Below are 20,768 nucleotides of genomic sequence, written 5' to 3' on the forward strand. Positions count from 1 at the left end.
ACTAGCGGTCCAGGCCGCTGTCCTGGATCAGCTCGGCGGTGCGGGCCAGCCCGCCACCCAGCCCGTCCAGATCGATCGTGGTCGTGTTGATCGTCGACAGCGCGGGCACCGACTCGGCCTGGGGCACGTCCCGGGCGAGGGGGTACTCGAAGGTCTCCTCGCTGAAGTAGCGCTGGGCCTCCTCGGACAGGAGGAACTCGACGAGGGACCGCGCGTCCTCGGTCTGGTCGCTGCCCGCCATGATCGCCGTGGCTGTGGTGATGAGCAGCGAGCCCATGTCGCCCTCGTCGAAGAAGTGGTTCGCGGCCGGCAGGTCGGGATCATCGTCCAGCGCACGCTCGAGGTAGTAGTGGTTGACCAGGCCCATCGGGACCTCGCCCCGGGTGACGGCCTCGACGATGGCGGTGTTGTTGGAGTAGGTCGGCGAGTCGTTGGCGACCATGCCGGAAAGCCACTCGGTGGCCGCGTCGTCGCCCAGCTCGATGCGCATGGCCGTGACGAAGTCCTGGAAGGAGCCGTTGTTCGGCGCCACCGCCACCCGGCCGACGAACTCCTCGTCGGTCAGGTCGAGCACGGATCCGGGCAGCTCGGACTCCTCGACGAGATCGGTGTTGTAGACGAGCACCCGCACCCGACCGGACAGACCGATCCACTCGCCGTCGCCGGCGTGGAAGTCGTCGTCGACCAGATCGAGCAGCGACTGGTCGAGCTCGCTGAGCGTGCCCTGCTCGTCCAGGAACCCGACGGCCCCGGGCGACTGGGAGATGAACACGTCGACCTCGCTGCGGTCGCCCTCCTCGTCGATGAGCAGGGCGAGGTCGGCCGAGTCGCCGTAGCGCACGTCGATCTTGGTGCCCGTGTCCTCACTGAACTGGTCCAGCAGCGGCTTGATCAGGTCGCTGGTCCGGCCGCTGTAGATGGTGAGCCGGTCCTCGTCGGTGGAGCAGGCCGGCGCCACGAGGGCCACGGCGCACAGCGACGCGACCACGCCCTTCCAGGCACGGGTCAGTCGGGAACGGGGGGCGGGCATGCCGGGATGCTAGGAGGCCGACCCTGGCGTGTAAAGTCCGCCTAATGCCGGTCCCTGGCGCTCCCGTGGTGCTGTTCCTGCCCGCTCGTGACGAGGTCGCCACCGTGGCCGACGTGCTCGCCCGTGCGCCTCGCACCGTCACCGTCGCCGGCCGCGACCACCCGGTGCGCACCCTCGTGGTCGACGACGGGTCGGTCGACGGCACCGGCGACGCGGCCCGGGCCTGCGGCGCGGACGTCGTGCGCACCCCGGGGCTGGGCCTCGGCGCCGCGGTGGGGATCGGTCTGGCCTGGGGCGCCTCGCAGGGCGCAGCCGCCGTCGCCTTCTGCGACGCCGACCTCGAGTACGACCCGGCCGAGCTGGAGACCCTGGTCGCCCCCGTGCTCACCGGTGCCGCCGACTACGTCGTGGGGTCCCGGTTCCTCGGTGGCGCACGACGCATGAAGCCGCACCGGGAGCTGGGCAACCGCTTCCTCACGGCCCTCACCTCGGCGAGCACCGCCGGGCGTCGGGGGGTGCCGCTGACCGACGGCCAGTCCGGGTACCGCGCCCTGTCCGGCGAGGCCGCGGCGGCGACCGTGGTGGCCCACGACTACAACTACGCGCAGGTGCTCACGCTCGACCTGCTCGGTCGCGGCTTCCGCTACGTCGAGGTGCCGATCACCTACGCGCACCGCCAGGTCGGGCGCTCCTTCGTCCGCCTGCCCACCTACATGCGTCGGGTGCTGCCCACGATGTGGCGTGTCCGCCGTGCGTGGCCGGCACCGACCGCGCGGCCGGCGCCGGCGTCAGTCGTGGCGACGCGCCGGATCTGACGACAGCAGGCCGGACCCGACCCACAGCGGGACGAGCTGGCCGGCAGCGAACACCAGGCCGCCGAGCACCACCAGCAGCCGCATGGCGGTGACGCTCCCGTCCAGCTCTCCGCGGCTTTCGTCGACGAGGTCGCCCGCTCGGCCGGCCTGATCCTGGTAGCGGTCGATCAGCTCGGCGCTCTCGTCCATGCGGGTGACGAGGGCCCGCACGTCGGACGTGAGGCCCCCGAGCTCGGCGCGCAGCTCTGACGTGGTGGCGCGCAGTGCCGAGAGGTCCTGCCCTGACGCGGCCAAGGTGTCGATGACGGGGTCGAGGTCGTCGGAGAGCTGGTCGAGCTGGGCCGAGAGCGTGGTCTCCGGGTCGTAGCTCGGGGCGAGGGGCAGCCGAGCCAGCTGCACGAGGATGGCGTCGACCTCACCGGCCGCGCCGGCGACCCGGTCGAGGGTGTCCTGGAAGGCGCCGAGCGCGGTGGGGACGTCGGTGGTGAGGTCCTCGACGTCCCCGAGGACGGGCTCGACGTCGCGGGTGCCGTCCCGGAGCTGGACCAGGACGTCGTCGAGGGCGCCGAGGGCGGCGCCGACGTCGTCGACGACCTGGCCGGCCACCACGATCGTGTCCTCGATCGTGGCCACCGACTCGTCCGTGATGGCCAGCGACTCATCGACGGCTCCTCCGACCTGGCCCACCAGCTGCCAGGCGACGACGGTGCCGACGACCGCCACGACGACGCCGACCGCCGCGGTCACGACCATCATCCGACCTGCGGTCCGGGCCGGGAGGCGGTCGACGAGCACGACTCCCTGCTACCCGATCGCGGCCAGGACCAGCATCACCGGGGTGGAGCCGGTGCGGGATGGGTACGTCGCTCCTGGACCACCCGGAGGACCCATGCCGATCCCCACGCACCCCGAGCTGCACTTCGAGCCGTTCCTGCACCTGGCCGGGCTGACGCACGACGACGCCCTGTTCTCCTGGGGCGGGTTCTGGTTCCGCCCACCCGACGACCCCGACGGTCACTGGACGATCGTCGAGGACCCGGCGTTCGCCGACATCGAGGAGATCGAGCGGCGCGACACCATCGGCGCTCGATCGAAGCCCTACGGCGCGGCGCGGGTCGAGGTCCGGTCCCTCGAGACCGGGGAGCTGGCCGGCGCCGCCACCGTCGACGATGTCAACCACGCCTGGGTCCGGGGTCTCGAGCCGCGCACGCGCTACCGGTACCGGGTCCTGGTGGACGGCGACGAGTGGGCGGCCGGACCCACACGTGCTTGTGAGGTGGACGAGGGCGGCTTCCGCCTCGTCGACCGTGGCCGCCGATACGACAACACCTTCCGCACGTTCCCGGCGGTGCGGGATCGTGCCCCCGTGAGCTTCGCCGTGCTCGGCGACTACGGCATCGGCATCCTCGCGTCCGAGGGCCGGGGCGGAGTCCAGCACCGGTTGGCCACGGCACTCGAGCGGGCGGTCGAGCACCACGACGTCGAGCTCGTGGTGACGACGGGCGACAACGTCTACCTGGGTGACGAGGACACCGCCGCCGGGACGGGCCGCCACGACGACGACTGGTACTTCAGCTTCTACGAGCCGTACCGACACGTCATCAACAGGGTCCCGGTGTACCCGTCCGTCGGGAACCACGACACCGACGACACCGAGCACTCCGACGACCGCGACCAGCTCGCCGACAACATGTTCACCGACGTGCGCTTCGCCGAGGGCGCAGAGGTCGGGCGGGCCAGCGTCGATCCCGGGCTCAACTACCGCTTCGACGTGGGAGCCGACGTCGAGCTCATCGCCATCGACACCACGCTGGCCTCGGACGACGACGAGCACGACCAGTTCTTCCAGATCCCCCGACACCGGTCGTTCCTCGAGGACATCTTCCGAGACGAAGGCCACACCGAGGGCGAGCCGTTCCCCCGCTGGCGGATCCCGTTCTCCCACCACCCCGCCTTCTGCGCCGGACCGCACCACCCAAACACCGAGCCCATGGTCGAGGAGCTGGTCCCGCTCTTCGAGCGCTCGGGCGTGCGGCTCGTGCTCGCCGGCCACGAGCACAACTTCCAGCTCAGCCGCCACCACGGGATCACCTACGTCGTGACCGGCGCCGGAGGGAAGGTGCGGGACGGCAGGCCCGAGGGGTTCGAGGCCGCACACACCGAAGGGTGGGCTGCGGAGGGCCACTTCCTGCTCGTCGAGATCGACGGCGACCGCTGCACGCTCACACCGGTGACCGACATCTCGGACGAGGGGACCATCCAGCGACTGGTCGTCCACCGACCCGACGGCACCGAGCACCCGACACCGATCGTGCTGCACTCGGACCTCGGGCCCGGCGCTCAATCCTCGACGACGTAGCTCCGGAACGCATCGCGCGCCTCGGCCCAGGCCGCGTGGTCGAAGGTGCCGTCCGGCCGGACGCAGCGCGCCGACCGCACGCCCATCTCCAGCACGTGGTGGGTGTTGTCCGGTGTGGCCAGGCCCTGGCGGCCGAGCACCGTGACCCGCGTCGACATCGTGAGGGCGCGCTCGGCTCGGGCCAGGGCCCCGAGCGACTGGGGGGTCATGACCGGGTACACCGACGGGAGGCGCTCCACGTGGACGGCGACGTGGCGGGGGTCGGGAAGACCGCTCCGCACGAGGTCGTCGGCCACCCGGGCGCCGAGCGCGTCGTCTCCGGCGGACCACACGTCGTCACCTTGCCAGCAGGGGATCTCGGCGCAGAGCACGGTGCGATCGGTGGGGTCCTCGGCACTGTCGCGGTAGTTGGCCGGCTCCGACAGGCGGCTGAGCAGCACGTTGCGGTCGGGCAGGTAGTGGGCATCGAAGGGGGTGTAGGGCCGGCGGTCGAGCACCAGGTACACGAGCACCATCGCCCGCACCGGCGGCGGGCCGACGGGGTCTTCGTGCAGGCCGAGCCAGGAGGCGACCCGCCAGGCGGGCACGGTGGCGTGGACGTGGCTGGCCGTCACCAACCGGCCGTCGGAGAGCCCGACGATGACCCGGTCGTGGTGCTCGATGACGCGGTTCACCCGCCGACCCGTGTCCACGGGCACCTGGGCGGCCAGGGCCTCAGCGATGGCGCCGAACCCCCGCCGGGGGTACAGGAACGTGGGCCTCGAGCGCACGCCGCGGGCGAGGCGCCGGGCGATGTCCACCGGGGATGATGCCGACACCCGGCGGCGGGCCAGCTCGCCGGCGAGCAGGTCGGGGTCGGTGTCCCACAGCTTCCAGGCGTAGGGCTCGTGGAAGCGCCGCCACACCGTCGGCCCGAGGCCGGCCCGGACCACCTCGGCGTAGGTGTCGGCCTTCGGTCGACGCAGCGGCGCGACCGCGGCGTCCAGAGCGGCGCGCGCCGCGACCCGGGCGGGGAGGCCGCGCACCAGACCCATCGGCGTCAGCGGGAACGGCACCCAGCGCCCGCCCATGCGGATGCGGCCGTTGCGGGGCCGCTCCTGCAGCTCCACCAGCTGGCCGAGCTCGTCGAGGAGCCACGGCGGGGTGGACGGGTGGAGGCGGTGGCTGCCGAGGTCGACCCGGACGCCGGCGACCTCGCGGACGCCGGCCATGCCGCCGACGTGGTCCGACGCCTCCAGCACCCGCACCTCGTGGCCGTCGCGCCGCAGCTGCCACGCGGCGGCCAGCCCGGCGGGCCCTGCTCCGATGACGACGTGCACGGCGTTCCGGCGATCAGCCGGCGGTGAACGCGACCGCGGCGCGGCCGGTCGTGCGGATCGAGGCCACGTCGCCGCGGTCGAACCGCGGCACGGAGACCTCCCGCACGCGCACCCGGGTGCCGTCGTCCAGGGTCGCCAGGTACACGGTGTCGTGGCCGTAGTACTCGACCAGCTCGACGCGCACCGGCTTGCTGACGTCGCCGTCCGCAGCCGTGTCGAGCATCAGGTCCTCCGGCCGCAGCAGCACCTCGCAGGACCCCTCCACCTCGCTGCGCAGGTCGATGTCGCCGAGGGCGGTGGAGGCCCGACCGTGGCGGGCGACCCCGGGGACGAGGTTGGCGTCGCCGACGAAGTGCGCCACCCATGCGCTGGCCGGGTTCGCGTACAGCTCGTGGGGCGGTGCCTGCTGGACGATGACGCCTTCGGACATCACCGCCACGTCGTCGCCGAGCACGAAGGCCTCGTCCTGGTCGTGGGTGACGAACACGGTGGTGATGCCGACCCGGTGCAGCAGCTCGTGGACCTCGGTGCGGACCCGGGCTCGCAGGGTGGTGTCGAGGTTGGAGAACGGTTCGTCGAGGAGCAGCGCCGAGGGCTCGGGCGCCAGCGCCCGGGCGAGCGCCACCCGCTGCTGCTGGCCGCCGGAGAGCGTGCCCGGCATGCGGTCGCCGAAGCCCTCGAGGCCGACGAGCTCGAGCGCGGCCTCGACGCGGGGCCCCTTTCGCTCGGCCCGGGGCAGGCCGAAGGACACGTTGCCTGCCACGGTGAGATGCGGGAACAGCGCCCAGTCCTGGAAGACCATGCCGATGCGGCGCCGCTCCGGCGGGACCTGGGTGTCGGGGCCGCTGACCAGCGTGTCGCCGATGCGGACCTCGCCGCCGGTGGGGCGCTCGAGGCCGGCGATGGAGCGCAGCAGCGTGGTCTTCCCGCAGCCCGACGGGCCCAGCAGGGCCACGACGCTGCCCTCGGCGACGTCGAGGTCGACGCCGTGCAGCACCTCGGTGCCGTCGAAGGAGACCGTGATGCCCCGAGCGGTGATCTCGCTCATCAGCCCGCCTCCTCGACCGGAAGGTCGAGCCGCAGCTGGCTGTCGTGGCCGTTGGCCTGCACCGTGTCGCGGTCTGGGCCGGGCTCGGCGAGGAAGTCGGGCAGCGGGCGCTCGTGGACGATGGCGAGGCGCTTGGTGGCGCGGGTGAGCGCCACGTAGAGGGCCCGCAGTCCCTGGGCCTCCTCGTCCACGATGGCGGCCGGCTCGACAACGACGGACGCGTCGACCTCGAGGCCCTTCACCATGCCCACGGGCACGATGGTGACCGGCTGGCGGAGGCCCTGGCGGGTGGCCCGACCGTGCTCGATGCCGGCCGCGGTGAGGGCCTCGGACACCTGCTCCACGAAGGTGGCCGGGACGATGACGGCGAGCGAGCCCGGGTCGACCTCGGCCGCCTCGGCCCTCGTCACCTCCGCGACGAGCTGGTGCAGCGCGCCGGTGTCGGCCCGGCTCACCACGGGTGGATCTCCGCCTTCGCGGACCGAGATCGGCGGGGTGAGCTCCGGGGCGGCGACCCGCAGGACCCGCGTCGCCATCTCCATGTTCTTGGCCGGGATGCGGTAGCCGACCGTGAGCTCGGCCTGCCGGGTGCCCCGCTTGGTGGGGAGGTGCTCGAGGATCTCCTCCCAGCTCTCGTGCGCCCACGCGCCGGTGGCCTGCGCGATGTCGCCGACGATGGTCAGCGAGCCCGACAGCGACCGCCGGGCCACCATGCGCAGCTGCATCGGCGAGAGGTCCTGGGCCTCGTCGACGACGATGTGGCCGTACGTGCGGATCTCGTCGTCCTGGCCCTTGCGCTTGCGGCGGGGACCGAGGCGCTCCCGGGCCTCGTCCAGCAGGGGCACGTCCTGCCAGGTGAAGGTGACCTGGTCGATGGAGGTCCGGGGGCGGTGCAGCTCGGCCTGCTCGTCGGGCGTGAGCCACTTGCGGCTGGCCAGGTCGATGAGAGCGCGGGACCCGAACAGGTCGTGCAGCAGCTCGGCCGGCGTGAGCACCGGCCACATCCACTCGAGGGCCGCGACCACCGCCGGGTGGCGGCGCAGCTGGTCGCGCACGTCCTCGTCCCGCACCGGGTTGCGGGCCGAGTCGGCCAGGACCTCGAACAGGCGCTGCTCGACGTGCTTCCGGCCGGCGTTGTGGCGGTGGTAGCGGCGGTGGGCGTCGGCCACGATGCGGGCGCTGTCGTCCACCGTGCACACCAGGGTCTGGGCGCCGAAGCCGACGCGCAGGTCGGCGCGCAGCTCGCGCTCGCGGTCGGCGATGGCCTTGCGGACCACGTGGGCCATGCGGGCATCGCCCTTGACCCGCGCGACCCGCGGGAGGTCCTCGCCGTCGATGCGCTCGCGATCGACCAGGTCGGCCAGCACCGCCAGCTCCACGCCGGCCTCGCCCAGCGACGGCAGGACCTGGTCGATGTAGCCGAGGAACAGCCGGTTGGGGCCGAGCACCAGCACGCCCTGGCCGTCGAGGGGGAAGCGGTGGGTGTACAGGAGGTAGGCGGCGCGGTGCAGGGCCACGACGGTCTTGCCGGTGCCGGGGCCGCCCTGCACGACGAGCACGCCGGAGAGCTCCGAGCGGATGATCTCGTCCTGCTCGCCCTGGATGGTGGCGACGATGTCGCCGAGCCGACCGGTGCGGGTGGTCTCGAGGGCCCGGATGAGGGCACCGTGGCCCTGGATGCGGTCGTCATCGGCCAGGCGGATGCCGCCGTGGTCCCCGTGGACGGCCTCGCCGAACAGCTCGTCTTCGAGGTTGAGCAGGGTGCGACCCCGGGCGGTGAAGTGGCGGCGACGGGCCAGGCCCATGGGCTGGCGCCCCGTGGCCCGGTAGAAGGCCTCCGAGATGGGCGCCCGCCAGTCGACGACCACGGGCTCCTGCTCGTCGTCGGCCACCGACATGCGCCCGATGTAGAAGGCATCCTCGCCGTGGTCGGCGTCGGTGTCGAGGCGGCCGAAGACGAGCGAGCTGTCACCCAGGTCGAGCTGGGTCAGCCGCGTCGCGATGCTGCCCTCGATCATCTCCCGCTCCCAGCGGGCCTGCTCGGTGCCGCCCTTGCCCACCTCGACCATCGATCGCAGCCGCGTGGCCCGATCGCGCGCCGTCTCCAGGCAGTCGTACGCGTGGTCGACGTAGGCCTGCTCGGCGTTCAGTTCCGGATGCTCGTTCAACGGCGCAGGATCACCTTCGAGGCTGGTTCGGAGGGATCGAACATGCTACCCCGACGCGAGGGTGCCCTCCCCCACCGTCGTGACGAGGAACGCCAGCACCATCGCCTCGTCCCGCCAGGCGTCGTAGCGCCCCGACGGCCCGCCGTGCCCGGCGCCCAGCTCGGTCTTCAGCAGGAACGGGCCTCCCTCGGCGCGGTCGCGGAGCCGGGCGACCCACTTCGCCGGCTCCCAGTACCCGACCCGCGGGTCGTGCAGGCCGCCGGTGGCCAGCACGGGTGGCAGGGCGACCTCGGGCACGTTCTCGTAGGGCGAGTACGCGGCCATCACGTCGAAGATCTCCGGTGAGTCCACCGGGTTCCCCCACTCCTCCCACTCGATGACCGTGAGCGGCAGGGTCGGGTCGAGGATGGTGTTGAGCGCGTCGACGAAGGGGACCTCGGCCACCACCGCCGCCCACTGCTCCGGCGCCCGGTTCAGCGCGGCGCCGACGAGCAGCCCGCCCGCCGACCCGCCCCGGATCGCGACGCGCGGCCTGCCGTCGTCGCCCGTGCCGGCCACGCCGTCGTCGAGCAGCGCCTGCCCGCACGCCACCAGGTCGTCGAAGGTGTTGGCCTTGGCCTCGAGCTTGCCCTCGAGGTACCAGCGGCGGCCCATCTCCCCACCGCCGCGGATGTGGCCGATGGCGAAGGCCCACCCGCGGTCGAGCAGCGACAGCCGAGAGATCGAGAACCCCGGGTCGATGGAGATCTCGTAGGAGCCGTAGCCGTACAGCAGGACCGGGCCACCCGGCTGGCGGTCGCGCCGGTGCACGAGGCTGATCGGCACCTGCGTGCCGTCCCCGGCCGTGGCCCACAGCCGCCGGGACACGTACTGCTCGGGGTCGTAGCCGCCGAGCACCGGCTGCACCTTGCGCACGGTGCGCGTGCCGGCTTCGAGGTCCACGTCGATCACGGTGGGCGGCGTCACCAGCGAGGTGTAGGTGTGGCGGAGCTGGGGCCAGTCCATGTCGGGGTTCGACCCGAGCGACACGGCCGAAACCTCCTCGGCCTGGTCGAGCAGGAACTCCTCGCCGCTCGACAGGCGGCGCACCCGGATGCGGGTGGTGGCCTCGGTGCGCTCCTCCACCAGCAGGTGGTCGCGCAGGACGTCGACACCCTCGAGGCGCACGCCCGGCGTGTGCGGGACGACGTCCACCCACGAGGACGGATCGGGGCCGGCCTGCAGGTCCCGCTCGTCCGACGACGTGGACGCGACCCGGAAGTCGAGGGCGTCGTCGTTGGTGAGGAGGAAGAAGGTGCCCCCGACGTGCTCGACCTCGGCCTCGATGCCCTGCCGGCGGGGCACGAGCACGTGGAAGGGCTCGGCCGGGTCGACCGTGGGACCGACCCGCACCTCGCTGGTGATCTTGGAGCCCATCTCCAGCACCAGCCACTGCCGGTCCTTGGTCTCGCTGATCTGGCAGAAAAAGCGCTCGTCGTCCTCGCGGTGGACCAGCACGTCCTCCGTGGCCGGGGTGCCGAGTCGGTGGCGCCACACCTCGTGCGGGCGGGTCGCCTCGTCGGGACGGGTGTAGAAGAACATGCCCCCGTCGGCCGACCACGCGGTGGAGTAGTACACGCCAGGCACCTCGTCGAAGGAGCCGTCGGGCAGCCGCCGGTCCTCGCCGGTCGACAGGTCCCGGAAGCGGAGCAGGTGCCGCTCGGAGCCGTTGCGGTCCGCGGCCCAGGCGAGCGTGCCGCCGTCGGGCGACAGGTCGAACACGCCGAGGGAGAAGTAGTCCAGCGTCTGGTCGGTGGCCGCCTCGGCGTTCTGGTCGAGCAGCACCTGCTCGGCGTCGACGACCGCCGGATCGTCCGGATCGGGCGGGTCGGTCTCGTCGCCGGCGGCCAGGCGGCAGTGCACCGGGTACTGCTGCCCCTCGATGGTCCGGCTGTAGTACCACCACGACCCGCGCCGGGTCGGCACCGACAGGTCGGTCTCCTGCACCCGGCCCTTGATCTCGGTGAAGATCGCCTCCTGCAGATCCTTCGTGGGCTCGAGGACGGCGGCGGTGTGGACGTTCTCGGCCTCGAGGTGGGCGAGGACGTCGGCGTCGGTGCGCTCGTCGTCTCGCATCCAGGCGTACTCGTCGACAGCGGTGCGGCCGTGACGTTCCCTGGTCACCGGATCGCGACGGGGCGTGGGCGGGCTCGTCGGGTTCGTCTCGGGCACCCGTCGGACGCTATCCCCCGCAGTTCTGGACGCGATCCCGCCGCACCCCCCGACGGAACTGGCAGTGCTGGTGTTGCACCGGCATGCTCGACCGATGCGGCGCTCCATCGACGACCACCCGTTCTCGGCCGAGGACATGCCACCGGGCTGGGAGGACGCCGATCTGCAGCCCGTGTCGTGGGGTGTTGCGATCAGCGACGACTACGACGACGCCGAGCCGCGCGTGGTGCTCACCGTCGAGGAGATCGGCCGGGCCGGTGCCGGCCTCGCCGCCCACCTCTCGCCGTCCATCGCCCGGCGGCTGCGCGTTGCGCTGCGCGACGCACTCGTCGAGATCGGCGAGGACCCAGGGCGCTGACCGACGCAACAGCAGCACTGCCAGTTCCGAAAGGGTGATCGGTAGGTTCGGGCCATGGCGCCGCGCCCCGACCACCCCTTCCTGCAGGCCTGCCGGGGCCTGCCCGCCGAGCACGTGCCGGTGTGGTTCATGCGCCAGGCCGGGCGGTCGCTGCCCGAGTACAACCAGCTCAAGGGCGACGTCTCCATCCTCGATGCCGTCGAGCAGCCCGAGCTCGCCGCCGAGCTGACGATGCAGCCCGTGCGCCGCTACGGCGTGGACGCCGCCATCTTCTACAGCGACATCGTCGTGCCGGCCCGGGCCATCGGCTTCGGCATCGACATCGTCGCCGGTGTCGGACCGGTGGCCGAGCAGCCGTTCCGGACCGAGGAGGACCTGGAGCGCCTGCCGGTCCTCGTGCCCGAGGAGCACTCGCCCTACATCGCCGAGACGGTCCGGATACTCGTCGACGAGCTCGGCGACCGACCCCTCATCGGCTTCGCCGGCGCCCCCTTCACCGTCGCCAGCTACCTGATCGAGGGTCGGCCCAGCCGCACCTACGAGCACACCAAGCGGATGATGTTCGCCGAGCCCGAGCTGTTCGCCGCGCTGCTCGACCGCCTCGCCGACATCGCCATCGCCTCCCTGCGCGACCAGATCACGGCCGGCGCCAGCGCGGTCCAGCTGTTCGACTCCTGGGCCGGCGCGCTGAGCCCGCCCGTCTACGAGCGCCACGTCCTCCCCCACTCCCGCAAGGTGTTCGACGCCATCGCCGACCTCGACGTGCCCCGCATCCACTTCGGGGTGGGCACCGGGGAGATCCTCGGGCTCATGGGCGACGCCGGCGCCGACGTGGTCGGCATCGACTGGCGGGTGCCCCTCGACGTGGCCCGCACCCGGGTGCCGGGGAAAGCCGTGCAGGGCAACCTCGACCCGGCCGTCACCTTCGCCGGCTGGGACGCCACCCGCGACGCCGTCGACGACGTGCTCGCCCGCAACGGCGGGCGACCCGGCCACGTGTTCAACCTCGGCCATGGCGTGCTCCCGAACACCGACCCCGACATCCTCGCCCGCGTGGTCGACCACGTCCACGAGCACGGCCGAGCCGACGGCGCGACGGCCTGATGGCCCGCTACGCCGTCATCGGTGCCGGCATCGCCGGCCTCTCGGCGGCGTGGGAGCTCGAGCGCGCCGGGCACGACGTCGTGGTGTTCGAAGCGGCACGGGAGATCGGCGGCAAGCTGAAGCGCTCCCGGGTGCGCGGCCTCGCCTTCCCGCTGGAGGACGGCGCCGACGCGTTCCTCGCCCGGGTGCCGGACGCCCTCGAGCTGTGCGCCGAGATCGGCATCGACGAGCTCGTGCACCCGGCCACGAGCCAGGCGTGGGTGTGGTCCGAGGAACGGCTCAACCCGCTGCCGAAGGCCCAGCTGCTCGGCCTGCCCACGGACCTCGAGGAGCTCGCCTCCAGCGGACTGCTGTCGCCCGAAGGCGTGGCGCGGGCCGCCGAGGACCTCGACAGCGACGCGCCACCGCTCACCGACGACGTGTCCGTGGGCGAGCTCGTCCGCTCCCGCCTCGGCGACGAGGTCTGCGACCACCTGGTGGAGCCCCTGCTCGGCGGCATCAACGGCGGCGAGGCGGACGGATTGTCCGTGCAGGCGTGCGCACCGCAGATCTGGGCGTGCGCCACCCGGGGCGGCTCACTGATCCGCGCCGCGGCCGAGGTGAAGGCCCGAACGGCGCCGAGCGATGCGCCCGTGTTCGCCGCACCGGCCGAGGGCATGGCCTCGCTCCCCCGACAGCTGGCCGACCACCTGCGGTCCGAGATCCGCTTCGGCACGCGCACCCCGCCGCTGACCGCCAGCCCCGACGGCGTGCACGTCGGAGACGGCGACTTCGCCGGCGTGGTGGTCGCCACCCCCGCCGACGTGGCCGGCACCCTGGTCGCCGGTCTCGCCCCCGATGCCGCCTCCGTGCTCCGGGCCACCGAGTTCGCTTCCGTGGTGATGGTCACCGTCGTCGCCCGGTCCGACGCGGTCGACCACCCCCTCGACGGGAGCGGGGTCGTGGTGGCCCGGGACGCCGGGCTGTCGATCACGGCGTGCTCGTTCGGCTCGTCGAAGTGGGAGCACTGGGACGACGGCCGCAACGTGGTGTTCCGGATCTCGCTCGGCCACGACGGCGATCCGGTCGACTGGAGCACGCACAGCAACGAGGACCTCACCGCCGTCGCCCTCGCCGACCTCGAACGGCTCCTCGGCGTCCCGGTGCCCACGGTCGGGGTCCGGGTCGGACGCTGGGCCCGGTCGTTCCCGCAGTACCGGCCGGGCCACCTCGACCGCACCGCCCAGGTGCGGGCTGCGCTCGACGCGGCCGGCCCGATCGCCGTGGCCGGCATGTCCTACGACGGCATCGGCGTCCCCGCCTGCATCCGCAGCGGGCGCACCGCTGCCCGCCACCTGCTCGGCTGAGCGCCACCGATCCCCGTCAACCTGTCCGGATCGCCCGGATCCGTGGTTCACTGGACCCGATGGCCGAGGGACCCGCGCACGAGCACCGCAGCCGGCTCCGCTCCGGTCGCGCCCGGGCCGTGGTCGTCGCCGTCCTCGTGCTCCTCGCGGCCAATGCCGCTGTGCTCAGCGGCGTCTTCGACCGCAGCGCCGACGCCGAGGTCGAGTCCCGTGGCGACGTCGCAGCCGCTGCGGTCGCCCTGGCTGCCGCCGCCGAACCGGCCGTCGAGGCCGACCTCGACCCCCTGGCCGGCATCTCCCTCAGCACCGCGCCGGTCACCCCCGAGGTCGACGCCACCGTCCCGCTGCCGGTGCCGGAGAACCCACCGGCGGACCCCTACGCCCCCGAGCCCGAGATCCGCCACGGGATGCTGGAGATCCCCGCCATCGGCCTGAGCCAGCCGCTCTTCGAGGGCGTCAGCCTCACCGCCATCAACCGGGGGCCGAGCCACTGGCCGGGCACGGCGATGCCCGGCGAGCTCGGCAACGTGGTGGTCGCCGGCCACCGCACCACCTACACCCGCCCGTTCTGGGACCTGCAGGCCCTCCAGCCGGGCGACGAGCTGATCTTCACCATGACCGACGGCACCCGGCACGTCTACGAGCTCGACCGCCTCGACATCGTCGGGCCCGAAGACGTGCACATCGTGGACCAGACGCACGCCCACACGGCGACGCTGTTCGCCTGCCACCCCCGCGGCTCGGCGCGCCAGCGCATCGTCGGGCACTTCACCATGCGGGCCGAGACCCAGCAGGTGCAGATCACCGACACCCACCAGATCCGGGCGCCAGCAGGATCCTGAGCCGCGACACCACCACCGCCAGCTCCGCTTCTCCCGAACTGGCAGTGCTCCGGTCGGACCCCGGACCGACTGCAGCGGCCTCGGGAGGCGGTGCCAGACTCGCCGCCGCCATGCGCCGTCCCCCACCCCTGCTGGTCGCGCTGCTCGCCGGCCTGTGCCTGGCCGCCGCCACCCCACCCTGGGGGTTCTGGATCCTCGCCTTCGCAGGCGTGGCGCTGCTCGACCACGTCCTCGACGACCCGGCGCTGCGTCCGGTGCAGCGCCTCGGCCGAGCGTGGATCGTGTGGGCGGCGCTGCTCTTCCCGACGCTGCTCTGGATGCGGGACCTCACGCTGCCCGGCTACGTCATCGCCAGCGGGGTCTTCGCCGGGTTCCTCGCCACCGCCACGTTGCTGGCCCCCCGGGGACCGGCCCGGCTGCTCGCCCTGCCCGGGGCGATCATCCTGCTCGAGTGGGTGCGCTGGCGGTGGCCCTTCGGCGGCGTGCCGCTGTCGAACCTCGCCGTCGGCCAGGTCGCCGGCCCGCTGGCGCCGGTCCTGCGCATCGGCGGCGCGCTGCTCCTCGTCGGCATCACCCTCGCGGCCGGGTTCGCGCTCGCCGCGGCGTGGAAGCGCCGGTGGTCCGCGGCGGCCGTGCTCGCCGCCGTCGTGGCGCTCACCTTCGGCATGGCCCTCGTCGCGCCCGACGGGGAGCCGACCGGCGAGCGCCTCGAGGTCGCGGTGGTCCAGGGCGGCGGGCCCCAGGGCACGCGAGCCGCCACCACCGAGCCCGGCATCGTGCTCGAGCGGCACCTGGCCGCCTCCGCCGAGCTGGACCCCGACCGCGACCTCGACCTGCTGGTCTGGCCCGAGGACGTCGTCGACGTCGTGCGCCTGCGCGGCAGCGTCGCCGAGACCCAGCTCCAGGAGCTCGCCCGGGAGGCCGACGCCACCTTCGTCGCCGGCGTGATCGAGGACGAGGGCGACGATGCCTTCCGGAACTGGGCCGTGGCCTACGACCCCTCGGGCGAGGAGGTCGACCGCTACGAGAAGGTCGAGCGGGTGCCGTTCGGCGAGTGGGTGCCCCTCCGCAGCCTGCTCGACCCCATCGCCGGGGACGTCCTGCCCCGCCGCGACGCGCTCATCGGGCAGACCCCCGCCGTCGTCGACACCCCGGCCGGACCGCTCGGCGTGTCCATCTCGTGGGAGATCTTCTTCGGCGAGCGCGGCCGCGACGCCATCGGGAGCGGCGGCCAGGTGCTGCTGAACCCGACCAACGGCGCCAGCTACGAGGGCACGCAGGTCCAGACCCAGCAGGTCGCCAACAGCCGCATGCGTGCGATCGAGACCGGCCGGTGGGTGCTGCAGGCCGCACCCACCGGGTTCAGCGCCGTGGTCACCCCCGACGGCGACGTGCTGCAGCGCACCGGCGTGTCCGAGCGGGCGATCCTCTACGACACGGTCGAGCTCCGCGACGGCGAGACGCTCTACGTGCGCTGGGGCGACCTGCCGGCCCTGGCCCTCGCCGTGCTGTCGCTGGCCGCGGGCTGGCTCGCCGACCGCCGGGGCTGGCTCAGGCCTCCAGCAGGACCGTCACCGGACCATCGTTGACCAGGGCGACGGCCATCTCGGTCCGGAAGCGTCCGGTGGCCACGGTGAGGCCGTGCTCCCGCAGCGCGGCCACGACCTCGTCGATGAGCGGTTCGGCGTGCTCGGGCCGGGCCGCATCGATCCACGACGGCCGGTTGCCCTTGGCGGTGCTGCCGTAGAGCGTGAACTGGCTGACGACGAGCACCTCGCCTCCCTCGTCGAGCACGGACCGGTTCATGACGCCGGCCTCGTCGTCGAGCACGCGGAGCTTGGCCAGCTTGGTCGCCAGCTTGCGGGCCTGGTCGGGGCCGTCGTCGTGGGTGACGCCGACGAGCACGCACAGGCCCGGGCCGATGGCACCCACCACCTCACCGTCGACGGTGACGCTCGCCTCCGAGACCCGCTGCACCAGTGCTCGCATCGCGGCGGACGGTACGGCGTGTTCCGTGGCCGCTGCCAGATCCGAGAGACTGGGGCGATGGAGACCCTGGAGGCCGGTGGCGCGAGCGTCACCATCGACCACGAGCACGGCGGCCGGCTGTCATCGCTCGTCGTCGGCGGGAACGAGCTGCTCATCGACGCGATGGGCCGCAGCGACGACCCGACGTCGTGGGGCTGCTTCCCGCTCGCCCCGTTCGCCGGTCGCATCCGCGACGGTCGCTTCTCCTTCGAGGGGCGTGCGGTGACGCTGCCCCGCAACCACCCCCCGCACGCCATCCACGGCACCACCCACGTGCAGCCCTGGGAGCACACCGGTCCCGGCACGCTCCGCTGCGACCTCGGTCCTGACTGGCCCTGGGCCGGGCACGCCGAGCAGGAGGTGGAGCTCACCCCCACGTCGCTGACCCTGACGTTGCGGGTCGAGACCACCGCCGATGCGATGCCGGCCACCGTCGGTTGGCACCCGTGGTTCCGGCGCAACGTCGGCGGCGCCGACGCGGAGATCGTGCTGCCGGCCGAGCGCATGTGGCGGCGCGACGACACCGGCATCCCCGACGGCACGCTCGTCACGCCGACGACCGGTCCCTGGGACGACTGCTTCACCGCCCTCATCGGGCCGGTCGAGCTGCACTGGCCCGGCGTGCTGGACCTGTACGTCGAATCCGACTGCGAGCACGTCGTCGTGTTCGACGAGCCCGTCGGCGCGCTCTGCGTCGAGCCTCAGTCCGCCCCGCCGGACGCCCACAACTCCGAGCAGGACCTGTCCATCGTCACCCCCGACGAGCCCCTGGTCCACCGCACGACGTGGGCGTGGTCCGCGCCGGGCTGAAACCCGTGCGGACCCCGCACAGACGCCCGGTCCTCGCTTGACCGACCAGTCAACGAACGGCGACGATTGTCCGCTATGCGCGCCGACGGAACCACCGAGGACGCCGGCTCCGAGCACGGTCCCCTCCGCATCGCCCTGCTGGCGTACCGGGGCAAGCCCCACGTCGGCGGCCAGGGCGTCTACATCCGCCAGCTCGCCAAGGCCCTCACCGACCTCGGCCACTCCGTCGAGATCCTCGGCGGCCAGCCCTACCCCGAGGTGCCCGAGGGCGTCACGCTGGTGGAGCTGCCGAGCCTGGACATCTACAACGAGCACTTCCCGGCCCGCACCCCCGGCTTCTGGGAGATCAAGAACTGGAAGGACCTGGTGGAGGTCCTCAGCTTCTCCGCCGGCCAGTTCCCCGAACCGCTCGCGTTCTCGCTCCGGGCCTGGGACCACCTGAAGGACCGCAAGGACGACTTCGACATCGTCCACGACAACCAGACCCTCGGCTACGGCCTCCTCGCCATCGAGGCCATGGGCCTGCCGGTGCTGGCCACCATCCACCACCCCATCACCGTCGACCGCCGCCTCGAGCTCGAGCACGCGCCGAACTGGCGCAAGCGCTGGAGCCTCGGCCGCTGGTACTCCTTCACCCACATGCAGACCCAGGTCGCCCGCCGGTTGCAGCGGGTCGTCACCGTGTCGGAGAACTCCTTCAAGGACATCGTGGCCGACCACCAGGTCGACCCCGACCGGATGGCCATCGTGCCGGTGGGCGTGGACCCCGACGTGTTCAAGCCGCTGCCCGACGTCGAGCGCATCACGGGCCGGCTGGTCACCACCGCCAGCGCGGACGTGACGATGAAGGGCCTCAAGTACCTGCTCGAGGCGCTGGCCAAGCTCCGCACCGAGCGCGACGACCTGCACCTCGTCGTCATCGGCAAGGAGAAGCCCGGCGGCCCGTCCAGCCAGACCATCGACCGGCTCGGCCTGCGCGGCCACGTCGAGTTCGTCACCGGCGTCCCCGAGCGCCGCATCATCGAGCTGTACTCCGAGGCCGAGCTGGCCGTCGTGCCGTCGCTCTACGAGGGCTTCTCCCTGCCGGCCATCGAGGCCATGGCGTGCGGCTGCCCGCTGGTGGCCACCACCGGCGGCGCCGTGCCCGAGGTCGTCGGGCCCGACGGGGAGACCGCCATGCTCGTGCCCCCCGGCGACAGCGAGGCGCTCGCCGTGCGCATCAGGGCCGCGCTCGAGGATCCCGAGGGCTCCCGCGCCATCGGCCTCGCCGGCCGCGAGCGGGTGAAGGCGAACTGGAGCTGGCGCCACACCGCGGAGCGCACCGTCGCCCAGTACCGCATGCGCCTCGGCCAGATCCCGCGCCAGCGCGGAGGCGTGCACTGATGCTCACCGTGGACTACCAGCGCCTCGGGCTGCAGCCCGGCGAGCTCGTCCTCGACCTCGGCAGCGGCCCCGGGCGCCACGCGTTCGAGACGCTGCGGCGCGGCGCCCGCGTCGTGCTGTGCGACTACGACACCGGCGAGCTGGCCCAGGCCCGGACCCTGTCGTCGGCGATGGTGGAGACCGGCGAGATCGCCTCCACCGACGCCATCGCCACCACGCAGGGGGATGGCGTGTACCTCCCGTTCTCCGACGACACCTTCGACCGCATCATCGCCGCCGAGGTGCTCGAGCACATCCCCGACGACGAGGGCGCCATCGCCGAGCTGCACCGGGTGCTCAAGCCCGGCGGCACCATCGCGGTGACCATCCCTGCGTGGTTCCCGGAGAAGATCTGCTGGGCGCTGTCGGAGGAGTACCACGCCCCCCACGTCCCCGGCGGCCACGTGCGGATCTACACCGAGAACGAGCTGCGCCGGAAGCTGCGCGACGCAGGCCTCAAGCCCGGGGACGCCCACCACGCCCACTCGCTGCACTCGCCGTACTGGTGGCTGCGCTGCGCCATCGACCCCCAGCACAGCGACGACCACCCCCTGGTGAAGGCGTACCTGAAGCTGCTCACCTGGGACATCGTCGAGCGCCCGCTCGTCACCCGGGTGGCCGACAAGGTGCTGAACCCGGTGCTCGGCAAGAGCCTCATCGTCTACGCCCGCAAGCCCGAGTCCGACGAGGTGACCGGGCGGGGTGAGCGGTCGGCCAGGGCGGCCGCATGACCACCGACGCACCGGCCCAGCTCCCCCTGCCGGAGGTCGAGGGCCTGCTCACCGCCGAGGAGTCCCGGGCGACGGCCGAGGCCATCGCCGAGTGGCAGCTGCCATCCGGCATGATCCCCTGGTTCCCCGGCGGCCACGCCGATGCGTGGAACCACGTCGAGGCGGCCATGGCCCTCGACATCGGCGGCCTGCGAGCCGAGTCCGAGCGGGCCTACGAGTGGCTCGTCGGGCTGCAGCGCCCCGACGGCGCTTGGCACCAGTACTACGTCTCCGACGACGCCGGGCAGATCTCGGTGGAGCAGGACAAGCTCGACGCAAACGTCTGCGCCTACCTGGCCTGCGGCGTCTGGCACCACTTCCTGCGCCACAAGGACGCCGGCTTCCTGGAGTCGATGTGGCCGACCATCGAGCGGGCCATCGACTTCGTGCTCGACCTGCAGACGCCCCGAGGCGAGATCCTGTGGGCCCGCCACGCCGACGGCTCCCCCTGGACCTTCGCGCTGCTCACCGGGTCGTCGTCGATCTGCCACTCCCTGCGGGCCGCCATCGGGATCGCCCGCGAGGTCGGCCGCGAGCGCGCCGACTGGGAGCGCTCGGCCGCCGCCCTCACCCACGTGGTGGCGAACGTGCCCGACGCCTTCGCCCCCAAGCACCGCTGGGCGATGGACTGGTACTACCCGGTCCTCGCCGGCGCCGTCACCGGCGAGCGGGGCCGGAGCCACCTCGAGGACCGCTACGAGACCTTCGCCAAGGAGGACAAGGGCATCCGTTGCGTGTCGGATCGCCCCTGGATCACCACCGCGGAGACCTGCGAGTGCGCGCTGGCCTACCTGGCCGTCGGCATGCGGGACCGGGCGCTCGAGCTGTTCGCCCATGCGCAGAGCCAGCGACTGGACGACGGCCGCTACTGGACCGGCATCGTCTACCCACAGGAGGTCCACTTCCCCGCGGACGAGACCTCCACGTACTCGGCGGCCGCCGTGCTGCTCGCCGCCGAGGCCCTGCACGGGGCCACGTCGGGCGCATCGCTCTTCGTCGATCACGACGACGTGCTGCCCGTGCTCCCCGAGCACACCCCCGACACCCTCTGACCCAGGGCAAGACCCGTTCTGGAGCACCGGACGCGACACCTCGTGTTGCGCCGGGTACCCCAGAACGGTCGAGCGGTGGTGCACCT

The 20,768-nt window shown here is 72.8% G+C and carries 18 protein-coding genes; 11 read left to right on the forward strand and 7 right to left on the reverse strand.

The features are described from left to right. Window position 1 precedes the first annotated feature (1 nt). Window positions 2–1,030, reverse strand: a complete 1,029-nt coding sequence (locus tag RGQ06_RS02480; RefSeq protein ID WP_432429715.1) for an extracellular solute-binding protein — start codon at window positions 1,028–1,030, stop codon at window positions 2–4. Between the two features lie 44 nt (window positions 1,031–1,074). Here RGQ06_RS02480 and RGQ06_RS02485 point away from each other — a divergent pair, with 44 nt between their 5' ends. Further along, complete coding sequence (locus RGQ06_RS02485; RefSeq protein ID WP_432429716.1) at window positions 1,075–1,845, forward strand: glycosyltransferase family 2 protein; 771 nt, start codon at window positions 1,075–1,077, stop codon at window positions 1,843–1,845. On the opposite strand, the gene RGQ06_RS02490 is transcribed toward RGQ06_RS02485, so the two are convergent. Then, a complete protein-coding gene (locus RGQ06_RS02490; RefSeq protein WP_432429717.1) occupies window positions 1,819–2,640 on the reverse strand; it encodes a hypothetical protein in 822 nt (273 codons plus the stop codon). The genes RGQ06_RS02485 and RGQ06_RS02490 overlap by 27 nt on opposite strands. Window positions 2,641–2,734: 94 nt before the next feature. Here RGQ06_RS02490 and RGQ06_RS02495 point away from each other — a divergent pair, with 94 nt between their 5' ends. Continuing rightward, entirely contained in the window at window positions 2,735–4,204 is a 1,470-nt protein-coding gene (locus RGQ06_RS02495) for a metallophosphoesterase (protein ID WP_432429718.1), read from the forward strand. On the opposite strand, the gene RGQ06_RS02500 is transcribed toward RGQ06_RS02495, so the two are convergent. The 4 genes from RGQ06_RS02500 to RGQ06_RS02515 are packed head-to-tail and all read right to left on the reverse strand — an operon-like array spanning window position 4,186 to window position 10,950. Next, window positions 4,186–5,523, reverse strand: a complete 1,338-nt coding sequence (locus tag RGQ06_RS02500) for a protoporphyrinogen/coproporphyrinogen oxidase (protein WP_432429719.1) — start codon at window positions 5,521–5,523, stop codon at window positions 4,186–4,188. The genes RGQ06_RS02495 and RGQ06_RS02500 overlap by 19 nt on opposite strands. Window positions 5,524–5,536: 13 nt before the next feature. Further along, entirely contained in the window at window positions 5,537–6,571 is a 1,035-nt protein-coding gene (locus RGQ06_RS02505) for an ABC transporter ATP-binding protein (RefSeq protein ID WP_432429720.1), read from the reverse strand. Beyond that, window positions 6,571–8,739, reverse strand: a complete 2,169-nt coding sequence (locus tag RGQ06_RS02510) for a HelD family protein (protein ID WP_432429721.1) — start codon at window positions 8,737–8,739, stop codon at window positions 6,571–6,573. Before RGQ06_RS02510 ends, RGQ06_RS02505 begins: the two co-directional genes overlap by 1 nt. Window positions 8,740–8,784: 45 nt before the next feature. Beyond that, a complete protein-coding gene (locus RGQ06_RS02515) occupies window positions 8,785–10,950 on the reverse strand; it encodes a S9 family peptidase (protein ID WP_432429722.1) in 2,166 nt (721 codons plus the stop codon). Window positions 10,951–11,044: 94 nt separating this feature from the next. On the opposite strand from RGQ06_RS02515, the gene RGQ06_RS02520 reads away from it, so the two are divergent. The 5 genes from RGQ06_RS02520 (at window position 11,045) to lnt (ending at window position 16,189) form a co-directional block, all read left to right on the forward strand. Further along, window positions 11,045–11,308 carry a hypothetical protein gene (locus RGQ06_RS02520; RefSeq protein ID WP_432429723.1) on the forward strand — a complete coding sequence of 88 codons (264 nt, stop codon included), beginning with the start codon at window positions 11,045–11,047 and terminating at the stop codon, window positions 11,306–11,308. Window positions 11,309–11,362: 54 nt separating this feature from the next. Further along, a complete protein-coding gene (gene hemE / locus RGQ06_RS02525) occupies window positions 11,363–12,412 on the forward strand; it encodes a uroporphyrinogen decarboxylase (RefSeq protein WP_432429724.1) in 1,050 nt (349 codons plus the stop codon). Next, entirely contained in the window at window positions 12,412–13,758 is a 1,347-nt protein-coding gene (hemG, locus tag RGQ06_RS02530; RefSeq protein WP_432429725.1) for a protoporphyrinogen oxidase, read from the forward strand. The genes hemE and hemG overlap by 1 nt, the downstream gene beginning before the upstream one ends. Window positions 13,759–13,817: 59 nt before the next feature. Further along, on the forward strand, window positions 13,818–14,600 hold the full coding sequence (locus RGQ06_RS02535) for a sortase (protein WP_432429726.1): 783 nt from the start codon (window positions 13,818–13,820) through the stop codon (window positions 14,598–14,600). 110 nt (window positions 14,601–14,710) lie between these two features. After that, window positions 14,711–16,189 (forward strand): apolipoprotein N-acyltransferase, encoded by a 1,479-nt coding sequence (gene lnt, locus RGQ06_RS02540; RefSeq protein ID WP_432429727.1) that lies wholly within the window; start codon window positions 14,711–14,713, stop codon window positions 16,187–16,189. On the opposite strand, the gene dtd is transcribed toward lnt, so the two are convergent. After that, window positions 16,152–16,589 carry a D-aminoacyl-tRNA deacylase gene (gene dtd / locus RGQ06_RS02545; protein ID WP_432429728.1) on the reverse strand — a complete coding sequence of 146 codons (438 nt, stop codon included), beginning with the start codon at window positions 16,587–16,589 and terminating at the stop codon, window positions 16,152–16,154. The genes lnt and dtd overlap by 38 nt on opposite strands. A 57-nt stretch (window positions 16,590–16,646) precedes the next feature. Here dtd and RGQ06_RS02550 point away from each other — a divergent pair, with 57 nt between their 5' ends. From RGQ06_RS02550 to RGQ06_RS02565, 4 genes are all read left to right on the forward strand, one after another. After that, window positions 16,647–17,438: an aldose 1-epimerase gene (locus RGQ06_RS02550; protein WP_432429729.1), complete on the forward strand. Its 792-nt coding sequence runs from the start codon at window positions 16,647–16,649 to the stop codon at window positions 17,436–17,438. A 75-nt stretch (window positions 17,439–17,513) separates the two neighbouring features. Further along, a complete protein-coding gene (locus RGQ06_RS02555) occupies window positions 17,514–18,821 on the forward strand; it encodes a glycosyltransferase family 4 protein (RefSeq protein WP_432429730.1) in 1,308 nt (435 codons plus the stop codon). After that, window positions 18,821–19,591: a class I SAM-dependent methyltransferase gene (locus RGQ06_RS02560; RefSeq protein WP_432429731.1), complete on the forward strand. Its 771-nt coding sequence runs from the start codon at window positions 18,821–18,823 to the stop codon at window positions 19,589–19,591. Before RGQ06_RS02555 ends, RGQ06_RS02560 begins: the two co-directional genes overlap by 1 nt. Then, the gene (locus RGQ06_RS02565) at window positions 19,588–20,682 is read left to right on the forward strand and encodes a prenyltransferase (protein ID WP_432429732.1); all 1,095 of its coding nucleotides are present in this window, start codon (window positions 19,588–19,590) and stop codon (window positions 20,680–20,682) included. The genes RGQ06_RS02560 and RGQ06_RS02565 overlap by 4 nt, the downstream gene beginning before the upstream one ends. The last annotated feature ends 86 nt before the right edge of the window (window positions 20,683–20,768 follow it).

Origin of the sequence: Salinilacustrithrix flava (assembly GCF_041228405.1) — a bacterium.
Classification (GTDB): Bacteria; Actinomycetota; Acidimicrobiia; order Acidimicrobiales; family Salinilacustritrichaceae; genus Salinilacustrithrix; species Salinilacustrithrix flava.